The sequence below is a fragment of the Microcoleus sp. AT3-D2 genome, from assembly GCF_036705715.1.
Lineage (GTDB): Bacteria > Cyanobacteriota > Cyanobacteriia > Cyanobacteriales > Microcoleaceae > Microcoleus.
This window is the reverse complement of the sequence record NZ_JAUBVE010000001.1, coordinates 62,830-73,965: the sequence shown is the minus strand read 5'-3', so window position 1 is coordinate 73,965 and position 11,136 is coordinate 62,830. Positions and strand designations below refer to the sequence as shown.

Annotated in this window: 7 protein-coding genes; 3 read left to right on the top strand and 4 right to left on the bottom strand. The window is 47.0% G+C overall.

The genetic code is table 11. The annotated features are described in order from the left end of the window. Positions 1-114: 114 nt before the first annotated feature. From QUB44_RS00255 to QUB44_RS00245, 3 genes are all read right to left on the bottom strand, one after another. On the bottom strand, positions 115-5,907 hold the full coding sequence (locus tag QUB44_RS00255; protein WP_333361663.1) for a PAS domain S-box protein: 5,793 nt from the start codon (positions 5,905-5,907) through the stop codon (positions 115-117). A 90-nt stretch (positions 5,908-5,997) separates the two neighbouring features. Then, positions 5,998-6,501, bottom strand: a complete 504-nt coding sequence (locus tag QUB44_RS00250) for a chemotaxis protein CheW (RefSeq protein WP_333161205.1) — start codon at positions 6,499-6,501, stop codon at positions 5,998-6,000. A gap of 259 nt (positions 6,502-6,760) precedes the next feature. Next, positions 6,761-7,126, bottom strand: a complete 366-nt coding sequence (locus tag QUB44_RS00245; protein WP_333161204.1) for a response regulator — start codon at positions 7,124-7,126, stop codon at positions 6,761-6,763. Positions 7,127-8,057: 931 nt separating this feature from the next. On the opposite strand from QUB44_RS00245, the gene QUB44_RS00240 reads away from it, so the two are divergent. Further along, a complete protein-coding gene (locus QUB44_RS00240; RefSeq protein WP_333361662.1) occupies positions 8,058-8,792 on the top strand; it encodes a phosphoadenylyl-sulfate reductase in 735 nt (244 codons plus the stop codon). A gap of 204 nt (positions 8,793-8,996) precedes the next feature. Continuing rightward, positions 8,997-9,974: a class II fructose-bisphosphate aldolase gene (locus QUB44_RS00235; protein WP_333361661.1), complete on the top strand. Its 978-nt coding sequence runs from the start codon at positions 8,997-8,999 to the stop codon at positions 9,972-9,974. Positions 9,975-10,029: 55 nt separating this feature from the next. Here QUB44_RS00235 and QUB44_RS00230 read toward each other — a convergent pair whose 3' ends face one another. Further along, on the bottom strand, positions 10,030-10,890 hold the full coding sequence (locus QUB44_RS00230; RefSeq protein WP_333361660.1) for a Uma2 family endonuclease: 861 nt from the start codon (positions 10,888-10,890) through the stop codon (positions 10,030-10,032). A 13-nt stretch (positions 10,891-10,903) separates the two neighbouring features. Between QUB44_RS00230 and QUB44_RS00225 the strand changes: the two genes are divergently transcribed. Then, the gene (locus QUB44_RS00225; RefSeq protein ID WP_333361659.1) at positions 10,904-11,035 is read left to right on the top strand and encodes a hypothetical protein; all 132 of its coding nucleotides are present in this window, start codon (positions 10,904-10,906) and stop codon (positions 11,033-11,035) included. The last annotated feature ends 101 nt before the right edge of the window (positions 11,036-11,136 follow it).

Genomic DNA, 11,136 nt, shown 5'->3' with positions numbered 1-11,136 from the left:
GGTGGGTTCACGATTATCTATAAATTCGCATTCAGGATATTCGTCAACTCGCCCCGGCAACAACGATAGTTATTAGTGATTCGTATAACTGTCAACTGTCAATTGTCAACTGAACTAACTGCGGAAATTCGCCACCGACTTTTGCAATTGGCCCAGAGAACCAGACAACTCGTCCAAAGATGCTTTGACATCCGCACCTTTTTGTGCAGTCGTATTAGCAATCTCGTTGACTTGCTGCATACTGTTAGCAATTCCCTCAGCCGAAACAGTTTGCTTGGCAGATGCGATAGTAATATTCTGCACCAAAGCATTCATTTCTCGACTAACTTCGATGATGGCATTGAGGTGAGTTTTAGCTTCGCTTGCCAGCTTAGTGCCTTCCACTACCTCCAGCGTCCCCGATTCCATTGCCTTCATCACGCGGCTGATTTCTTCTTGAATTGTACCGACAATTTCGGAGATTTCCTCCGTAGCGCCAGCGGATCTTTCTGCTAATTTCCGCACTTCTTCGGCAACAACAGCAAAGCCTAAACCTTGTTCGCCGGCTCGCGCCGCCTCAATAGTAGCATTCAGAGCTAATAAATTAGTTTGCGAAGCAAGTTGAGAAATCGAAGTTACAATTTTGCCAATTTGCTGCGAAGATTCGCCCAAACGCTTCATCATTTTCGAGGTAGAGGCGATCGTCACCCGGAGCCCGTTAATGCCTTCGACAGCTCGATCGACAGCCAGACCGCCGACTTCAGCCGTTTGAGAAGACTGCTGGGCAACTGTTTCGGCGCGCACCGAAACATCTCGCACGTCGCGGATCGAATTCACAATCCGCTCGATTTCCCGCATGATGGCAGATATTTTTGTGGCTTGAATTTCCGCCTGTTGAGTGAGTTGACTGGTATTGTTAATCGACTCGCCGGTGGCAGATGTTACCTGTTCGGCTAAAGTTTGAATTCCCGTTACCACCTTCCGCAGAGAACTGATTAAGAAGTTGAAAGAGTCGGCGACAGCACCTAAAACGTCGTTAGTCACTTCCGCCCTGACTGTCAAGTCGCCTTGAGCAGCGCCTTTAATTTCTCCCAGCAATTTGAGGACTTGCTGCGTCAGGGAATCAGCTTCAGCTTTGCGTTCTGCTGCCAATTTTTCCAGTCGTTCTTCTGCCTCTTTGCGCTCGGTGATGTCAAAGCGAATGGCGATATATTTGACTATTTTGCCACTGGTATCAAAGATGGGGGAGATCGTCGAATCTACCCAGTAAAACGAGCCATCTTTGCGTCGGTTTTTGATTTCCCCTTTCCACACCAAACCGCGAGAAATTGTCACCCACATTTCTGTAAAAAATGATTTGGGATGGTAGCCCGAATTGATGAGGCTGTGGTTGTGGTTTAGGAGTTCTGCCATGCTGTAACCGGATATTTCAATGAATCTGTCGTTGGCGTAGGTAATCATGCCTTGGACATCAGTTTCGCTGACGATCGCAGCTTCGTCTAGGGCATTTTGCCGAGTTTTTAGTTCTTGCAGCAAGCGTTCCTGTGTCTCGGCCAACTGCTGCATTCGCTCCTGGGATGCTCTTTGTTCGGTGACGTTGCGGCAAACGACTACGCCGCCTTTAAGCGCCCCCGTTTCGTCTTTGAGCGGCCGGCCGTTAACTTTCACCCACAGACCGTTAGGCTTGCCTGCGTGGCGGGTGAAAAGGTCTACATCGTCAAAGGCTTCTCCTCGAACCGTGCGCGCTAAAGGTATTTCGGCTGGGGGAAAGGGAGTTACGGTATCGGGCAAGAACAAACCGTATTTTGCCGACCATTCGTTGGGAGTATAATCTGTCGCACCCATGCCAAAGATATCTTGGGCGGCGGGGTTGAACAAAAGAAAATTGCTATTTTCGTCGGCAGCAATTATGCCGTCGCCAATGCTGTCTATTAGCAGTTGCAAGAGATTGCTTTGCTGCCGAAATTGGTCTTCGGAACGGGCTAATTGGGCTGTTGTTTCTTGTAATTGATTAAGTGCCTGTTTGCTTTCGGTAATGTCGCGAGCGACTGCATACATGAGCTTTTGTTCGTTTTCAGGCCGCACTTTCCACGACAGCCACCTGTAGGAACCGTCTTTGCACCGATACCGATTTTCAAAAGACTTTGTTTCGGCGCCGCTGGCTATTTTTGCCGCTTCTGCTAGGGTTTGTTCGCGATCGTCTGGATGGACGAAATTGATAAAAGGTTGGTTTTCCACTTCTTCTAGGGAGTAGCCGAGGGTTGTTCCCCAAGCGGGATTGAGGCGCTTGAATTTGCCTTCAAAATCTATAATACAAACCAAGTCTAGGGAAAGGGTAAAAAATCGATCGCGCTCTTCTTCTGCTTTTTTGCGATCGGTAATTTCGATCACCACACCCCCGACACCGATGGGTTTGCCGTCAGATCCGGGCAAAGGAAAGTATGATGCTAGCCAATCTCGCATGACGCCCGGTTCGTTGACGGTTGTGCCCGACACCTCAACGTTTAACAACGGTTGGTTGGTGACAAGAACTTGCTGCAACATCGGCTGTAGGGTATCGATCATTTCGGGTACAACTTCCCTCACAGTCTTGCCGAGGTGTTCGGCAACAGAGACGCCGGTGGTTGCCGCTAATTCCTCGTTGGCTTGCACAAAGCGCAACTGCTCGTCCAAAATAAACATTGAGGCCGGGGCGGCTGCGAAAAATGCGTCAAAGCGGCTTTGACGCAAAACTAATTCTCGTTCTAGGGCTTTGCGATCGCTGATGTCGCGGCCTTCTGGAATTAGCAGCACGACTTTGCCGCTGTCGTCTACGATCGGCTTGAGGGAGAAGTCCACAGTTATCACAGCACCCCCAGCAACGAGCACGTCGGCTTCGTAGCGGACTACCTCGCCGGCGGCAGCTTTTATGAGCGCTGCTTGCACTTTTTGCTTGGCTTCTGGGGAAATTTGCCACCACAAATTATCTGCAAACTGCGTGCCTACGAAGTCTTCGCGCTCCAGTCCGGCGATGTCGAGGGCTGTTTGGTTTGCTTCCAAAACGGTTCCGTCTGGTTTTAGCAGCCCCACTAATTGGAACGATTGGTCAAAAATCGCTCGGAATAGTCTTTCGCGCTCGCGCAGCATCTCTTCTGCACGCTTGCGATCGCTGATGTCGCGAGTAACTGTTGCCAAACCGATAGGCTCGCCGGTTTCTGGGTGTTTGACGGTAAATATGGTGAAGTCAACCGGAATGTTTTCGCCGGTTTGAAAGTTCCTCAAGCGGAATTCACCCTGCCAAAAACCGTCTCGCACAGTAGGCGGCAGGATTTCTTGTTGGAAAAACTTAACATCTTCTGCACAGAAGAACTCATAAACACTTTTGCTTTTGACTTCTTCAATATTTGGCAATCCTACTAGTTTCATTCCAGCGGGATTCAGGTATGTTGCCTCTCCCTCCAGGGTGGCAGTGCCGATAAAATCCGAGCTGCTTTCTACGATCGAAATCAATCTTTGCTTTTCGATTTCGGCTTGCTTGCGCTCCGTGATATCGTTGTTAGTTTCTAAAATTGCTTTGGGTTTTCCCTGTTCGTCTCGCTGCAAATTCCAGCGGCTGAATACGGTAATTTTGGTGTCATAATTGGTGGTGTGAATTAATTCTCCTTCCCAATAATCTTGCTCTTCTAACTGTGCCGAGATAGCTGGTAAAGGCTGGGGAAAAATGGTGTGCAATAGAGTATGGGTGACTTTCCCCAAAGCTGCTTTTTTTGTCCAGCCGTACATCCGTTCGGCTCCCTGATTCCAAAAATTAATCGTGCCGTCAATATCCCGAACGATCAAGGCGTCGCTGGCAAGGTCGAGCATTTGCAAGTTCTGCTGCAAGGCTTCTTCTGTGCGTTTGCTTTCTGTAATGTTGCGGGCGATCGTTGACAGAAATTCAATTTCTCCCTTCTCGGATTTGTGAGCAATAATTACTTGAGAAACTGGTATTTCTTGACCCTCTAAAGTTCGCCACCTTGCCTCGCCGCTCCACGCCCCCTCCCGACAAGCTGCGGGGATGCCGACGTTGATAAGAGTGTCTATACTTTTGGGCGATGTCAGGTCGGAAATGCTGAATCCGGCTAAATCTGCGTTTTCGCCAACTCTCAACATTTCTCTGGCTGCGCGGTTGAGATAAATGGTGCGCTGTTGGGTGTCGGCTATGCCTACCCAGTCTGTTGTGGTTTCTAAAATTGCTTTGAACCGCAATAGTTCTTGTTCAGATTTCCGGCCCTCTGTGATGTCGCGCGCGAAGCCGAGCATTCCTAAAATGTTACCTTCTGCATCTTTGAGGGGCAATTTCTGGGTGTCGAAGGTGTGTACTTTGCCGTCGGCTAAGGTGGCTAAGTCGTTGGAACCGGGCGCGAGGTGGTTGTCGGCCCGGAAGTTTTGGATTTGGTTCTGGGAATCGGTTTCGGCGTGGAAGTTGGCGAAAATTCGATCAACCGATATGCCGATTTCTGCGTCGTCTTTGCCGATAATTTCTGCTTGAGTTTTGCCGAAGGCGGCGGCGAAACCTGCATTGACTAGGGTGTAGCGCAAGTTTCGATCTTTGACGAAAATGCAGTCTGGCGTAGCATCAATGACTGTTCGCAGCAAGTTTTGGGAGCTTTCTGCTTCTGCCAGTGTTTGCCGCAGTTGTTCTTCCATTTGCACGCGATTGGTGATATCTCTAATCGCGCAAACGAGAAATTGTCTGCCGTCGGCATCTATAAAGGTAGATTTTTTGGCGGACACAAAGCGGGTTTTTCCTGCTCGGTCTGTGATAGTTTTTTGAATTTCCCTGCTGGTATTTGTCAAGAAAACTGATTCGTCTTTTTCTCGATATGTCTCTGCTTCCTGTTTGGGCAAGAACTGGTCGTAGGATTTGCCAATTAGTTCTTCTCTGCTGTGACCTAGGTATTGACAAAAGGCATCGTTTAATATTAACCAGCGGTGCTGTTTGTCTTTGACGTAAATCGGGTCGGGGATGCTGTTGAGGATGTTGTTTAAGAATTGTTCTGAGGCTTTTAATTGCTCTTGTACTGCGGTGCGATCGCGAATTTCCTGTTCCAATTGTGCGTTAGTTTGCAGGAGCTGCTCGGTTCTTTCATTCACTCGCTGCTCTAGTTCTGCCGTTAGCTGCTGCAAAGCGGCTTCTGTCTGTTTGCGCTTGGTAATGTCGCGGCCTTCGGCGAGGATTTGAAATACTTCTCCTGTGGAATTTAACAGCGGCTTAAACGACACGTCCATTACTGTCACATCGTTGTTGGGGCCGGTAATTTCGTATTCTTCTCGGACTAAATTGCCGATCAAGACTTGTTTAATGTTCGTTTTTAGGCGCTGCTGGTTGGCTGGAGATGATGCCCACCCTGGTGCCAGCCAAAATTTCATCCCCAAGACTTCTGATGCTTGCAAATCGCTCAATTTTAGCGCTGTCTGATTTGCTTCGATCAGAGTACCGTCTGGCTCCAATAATGCGATCGCTTGAAAAGCTTGGTCGAAGATTGCGTGAAATTGCTGGGTAGTTTCGCTCAGCGCTTGTTCTGTTTCTTTTTTAGAGTTAAGGATTTGGGTGGAACCTACTAAGAAGGTGTAGCGGTTGGACAAACTCAAAAAAGCGATCGCCGGAATTACAGTTATCCAATCCCACACTGTTTGCGCCACCGGAGAGTGCGGCAGTCCTAGGTATTCGGCGGCGTGTCCGCTGTGACCGAAAGCGCAGCTCCAAAATATGCCTGCTGTGACTGTGGCGAAGATGTCGAACCCGAATTGACGGTTTCGCCACAAACCTAAACTGATTAGCCAGGCGATGCCAAAGTAACACGCACAAATGATGCAATTAGCAGCCCCAGCTACCACCGATGGGGAGAAGTCAGGCAATGTCAGGGTGAAAGTCGTTGCGATCCAGGTATAGAGAAGTTTGATCATAAAATTAAGGATGGGCAAATCGGATGCCGGCGATCGTTAGTTAATATTATTGATGCACAGCCGTTGCAGACTTATCTGTATTGTTGATTCTTACCAGCGTTCGGAATGGGCGATCGCTTCTACATCGACAATCATTAGCAAGCGTCCTTCGGAATTGTACAGACCTTTTAAGAATGGAGCTAGGTCGGGACTGACATCTAGTGCTGAGACAATGCGATCGGGATTGAGAGGTAAAACTCCTTCGACGCGGGAGACGGCTAATCCCAGGCTGATTCTCGACAACAATCTCACGTCTCGCGGATCGGGCGCTTCTACCACTAAGATGCGGCTGTTTGAGTGGTAGGTGTCAACCGACTCAATACCGACAAACAGTCCGAAGTCTGCTGCTGCTAAGATTTCGCCCCGCAAGTTGGTTAATCCCAGCAAAAATGGCTGGGTGTTGGGAACCAGGGAAATCGGTTGTTCATTGAGGGAAAGGACTTCCCGCACTGCATCTAACTCTATGCCGAACAGACTCCCTCCTTGACCGAACAGGAGAAATTGCTTTGTTGCACTTGTCTGATTCCCCCCAGCGGGGAGAGTCGTTATTTTCATGGATTATTTTTAGTTTCTAGTGTAGCTTACAAATTAAAGTTTTGCTTTGACCCTAAAGCCGATCGCCGATCGATTTTTTCAGCATCAGTTTTGGTGCCTCAAATGTTTCCGTTAGATAAATCGCGGGTTGAGCAAATAAGCAGGTCGCTATCATTAAACATAAAACTTTTAGGGGTTTCAAAAACCCAGTTTCTTAAAAAAAAAGGGGGTTTGTCTGTATAATGTTTTTTGAGAAGCTGCCGATCACTTTATATTTTGTTTACGCCGAAAGCAGGCGCTGCACTATGTGGACGAGTTGCTGAGGTTCAAAGGGTTTGCTGACGTAAGCATCGGCCCCTAAATCTGTTCCCCAAGCTTTATCAATCTCGGTGTTTTTATGAGTACAAAATACTACGGGCAATTTTGCAGTTGCGCGATCGCCCCGCAATTCTCTGATCACTTCAAACCCGTTCATTCGTGGCATCACTACATCTAAAACGACCAAAGCCGGAGGGGTTCTGCGGATCATGGCGATCGCCTCTTCGCCGTCGCCTGCCCGGATCACATCCAATCCGGCATCTTGAAGAATTCGGCAGATGATTTCTAGTTCGCTCTTAACGTCGTCCACTACTAAAATTTTTGACATAATTCCACACTTCCTTGCTCTTATTGACAGCGGACTACGTTTATTCAGAAGCTGGCGCGATCGGCGGCGATGGGACTAGACCGCTTTACGGACAAATTAATGTACTTCCAAATACAATATAGCCGATCGTATGGCTGAAGGTTGGCGGTCAGCGACAAAAAGCGATAAAAATTTACTTTACTAACTACATTGCTCTGAATAAATTAATCGGCAATTAGTAATTGATTCGTGGTAATTCGCTGTTTTGAAACCAACAGATATCAGGAGAAAGATCGATGACCCGACAAAAGCCGGATTTTCTACGTATTTTTTTAGCTTTATTCCCAATAAGCTAGTCTAGTGCAGTGCCTAAATGATGTTAGATAAATTATTTAATTAGCGGTATTGACAGCAATTTAAAAGGATCTATAGCGGTGTTAATACTGGTATTAAAATAATGTTTTTTCCGTTCAAATACAGCACAATATCGCTTAGCAAGCGCTATTATTTAATTAATAAGACAAGTCAAATTTTAGGATTGTAACAATGACATTTAAATGATTTTATTGTGTGTGTTTTATAATTGGGGCGCAAATTCAATGGATCGCGCGGCCGTCCCATTTTAGCCAGTAGAGGAGTGTTGGGTTCACCAAAACTGCTACCAGCAGACGATCGCCATCCTTGAGCTTGATTGTGGGTTCAGCCGCAAAGACTGCTGCAAGATGCGGTCAATCGATTTTAGATTTTAGATTTTAGATTTTAGATTGAAGAAAGCGCTCCCGCTGATAAATCCGGGGGCGGGTGATGAGCAGTCGGAGCTTTTTTCTCGCTTCACGGATGAATCCGGCGGTCCCGGACGACATTGCTTGATTGTCAAATTAGTCGGTGAGCCAGAGACGGCGATCGGCTATAATAAAGGGCTAGAGGAAAAGAACACCGAAAACCCGAAAATATGGTTGCCATCCAAAGAAATCTCAACATTGCCGCGCTAGAAGCAGAATACAGTCAAAAAACACCGCGAGACATTCTCAAATTTGCCCTAGAAAATTTTGACAATATCTCCATTTCTTTCAGCGGGGCTGAAGATGTAGTTCTGATCGATCTTGCCTCAAAAATCACCAAGAATTTCCGCGTTTTCACCCTAGACACCGGACGATTGCACTCAGAAACTTATCAGTTTTTGGATCAAGTCAGAAAACATTACGGCATTAAATTAGAAGTAATGTTTCCCGATGCAGCAGAAGTACAAGCCCTAGTAGAAGAAAAGGGATTGTTTAGTTTTTATCAAGACGGTCACAAAGAATGCTGTGGCGTGCGGAAAGTCAAGCCGCTGCGCCGCAAATTGAATACTCTCGATGCTTGGATTACCGGTCAGCGCAAAGACCAAAGTCCCAGTACCCGCAACGGTATTCCGGTTATTGAAGTTGACACTGCATTCTCAACTCCTGACCATGAATTAATTAAATTCAATCCCTTAGCAAATTGGTCTTCGGCAGAGGTTTGGGAATACATTCGCGCTTTGGATGTGCCTTACAACAAGTTGCACGAACGCGGTTTTGTAAGTATTGGTTGCGAACCTTGTACCAAGCCAGTATTGCCGAACCAACACGAACGCGAAGGTCGCTGGTGGTGGGAAGAAGCGACCGTAAAAGAGTGCGGTTTGCACGTGGGTAACGCACAAACCTAGTAAATCACTCAAGGAGTAAGGTGCGCTAGAGTCACCAAACAAATAGTAGGGTGCGCTAAGCGCACCTTACCCAAGAATAAATCCACTTCACATAAATCGTAGCCGAAGAATTCGCAATTAAAATAAACACAGATTAAGCTGAGCTTGCCCTTAAACTTTGATAGAATGATCAACATTCAGAAAAGTTTTTAAAGTAGGTACTATATGCTCGCCTCAACTAGCGAATTGCTGAACACGGCTTTGAGAAATGGTTATGCGATCGGCGCTTTTAACGTCTACAACCTCGAAGGAGTAAAAGCCGTCATCAATGCGGCCGAAGCGCTGCACAGCCCTGCTATACTGCAACTTCACCCCAGCGCCCTCCCATACGGACAATCGCCTTTAGTCGCGCTGTGCATCAAAGCGGCCCGCAAATCTTTAGTGCCGATCGCAGTACACTTAGATCACAGCACTTCAGAAAAAGACATTCACCTCGGCTTAGCCGCCGGCATCAAATCAATTATGGCAGACAGTTCTTTTTTGCCATACGAACAAAACTTAATATTTAGCCGAGAAATGACTAAATTAGCCCACGCTAACGGTGCGGCAGTTGAAGCAGAAATCGGCAGAATCAGTGGCAGGGAAGACGGTTTGACAAGCGATGAGAAAGCTGCAAAAATGACCGATCCCGTAGCAGCATTAGAGTTTGTCAAAGAAACTAAGGTGGATTGTTTAGCCGTAACAATTGGTAACGTTCACGGCAAATATTTAAGCGAACCAAAACTAGATTTTCCGCGTCTGGCAAAAATCAGGGCTGCTGTTTCAGTGCCGTTAGTGATGCACGGTGCTAGCGGTTTGCCGGGATCAATGATTCATGAGTGTATTAAATTCGGAGTATCGAAATTTAATGTGAATACAGAAGTTCGCGAAGCTTATATGGACGTGTTAAAAAGTAGCATTTCTCTGTCAGAGCCTGATTTGTTGGAAATAATGGAAAAAGCTATCAATGCCATGCGATGGGTCATTTCTGACAAACTGCAACTTTTCGGTTCTGTCGGTCAAGCTTATTTGCATCACTCTCTCGACGCGGATGACTTTACCGCAAAGAGTACCAGCAACAAACAAACAAGCCGCAACCAATCAAGTTTTGGTCAAATCTTAAAGCCTGTGCGTAGTGAGGCCTTGAGTCTTATGGTGAAGTAAAAACAAACTAAAGTCCTGACTGCGAACCAGTTTTTAGTCAGGACTTCAGTCCTCTCTAACCGTTTAAAAATTGATCGGGATCGATACCAGATTCCCGCAGCCGCCGAATTAAAGACTGCAATTGAGCTTCCGCTTGTTGAGCCCTAGATTCCGCTGACTCGGCCCGCTGCCGTTGCTGTTCCGCTTCAGTCAGAATCCAATTGCCATCAACATCATACCAGCGCAACCACAGTCGATCGATTCCCTGAAACTCTCCTTGCCACAAACCCAAGCCCAAACTTAGGTCAGCAATCCACACTCGCGAGTCGGGCAATTCTAATTCTTGATAGTGTCCGCCCTTCCATTCAAACACTCGCAATTTGTTAGTATAGCGACTGAAAACGGCATAAATAGGAACCCGCAAAATTTGCTCGTAAACATCCCATTTTCTCGGCGGTTCCTCCTTCGTCTCGGCCTCTAAAACTTGCCCGTTATCCGTAGTGCTTCCCGACTGAGGTGGCAACTTTTCCTCATCGGTATTTTCGCCTAAATCTTCTTTTTCCGTTCCCGGCGAAAGGAGTTCTACAATTACAAAAGGATTGACGCCTTCCTGCCAAGTAACATAACTCATCCGCAGTTCGGATCGATCGTAAAGTCGGGGAACTCCCACAACTCCAAACCAATCCGGCTGCTTGTGCCACAGAGTGTGATGCACGTCATAATAAAGGTTCATGTCGGTGCCGCTAAATATCTCAGAAGCTGGATAATTCCGAGGTCGAAACGTCAGGCTCAACAACTGCGGCTGCAAATCGTGAAATTCGTCAGGCAAACCAGGTTCCTCCGGGTCTTCGCTGGGTAAATCGTACATCGTCGGCAGCGTTTCTCTGGGCGATCGCGGCGGATCGGTTTGCGGCACAGGATATTTAAAAGGAAACATATAATATTGAGCAATGACTGCATTTATGCTAACATCACGGGAACATCCCAATGATGCTTTCACAGGAGTGCAAGCCGTAGAGCTAGAAGCGAGATATATCGGCTTTGCTGTGCGGGACGATCGCACTCCTAGAAAGCGATTTTAACAAAAATGGGATGATTCCCTTTTCTTCGTCTCTTCTGTGAAGTTAATCTAAAATCTAAAATCTAAAATCTAAAATCTAAAATCTAAAATCGACTGATCCGA

Bases quoted from the DNA above. Each gene is read 5' to 3' on its own strand.
- QUB44_RS00225 (WP_333361659.1), top strand. From the start codon at position 10,904: ATGACTGCATTTATGCTAACATCACGGGAACATCCCAATGATGCTTTC.
- QUB44_RS00250 (WP_333161205.1), bottom strand. From the start codon at position 6,501: ATGAAAATAACGACTCTCCCCGCTGGGGGGAATCAGACAAGTGCAACA.
- QUB44_RS00235 (WP_333361661.1), top strand. From the start codon at position 8,997: ATGCTCGCCTCAACTAGCGAATTGCTGAACACGGCTTTGAGAAATGGT.
- QUB44_RS00240 (WP_333361662.1), top strand. From the start codon at position 8,058: ATGGTTGCCATCCAAAGAAATCTCAACATTGCCGCGCTAGAAGCAGAA.
- QUB44_RS00255 (WP_333361663.1), bottom strand. From the start codon at position 5,907: ATGATCAAACTTCTCTATACCTGGATCGCAACGACTTTCACCCTGACA.
- QUB44_RS00230 (WP_333361660.1), bottom strand. From the start codon at position 10,890: ATGTTTCCTTTTAAATATCCTGTGCCGCAAACCGATCCGCCGCGATCG.
- QUB44_RS00245 (WP_333161204.1), bottom strand. From the start codon at position 7,126: ATGTCAAAAATTTTAGTAGTGGACGACGTTAAGAGCGAACTAGAAATC.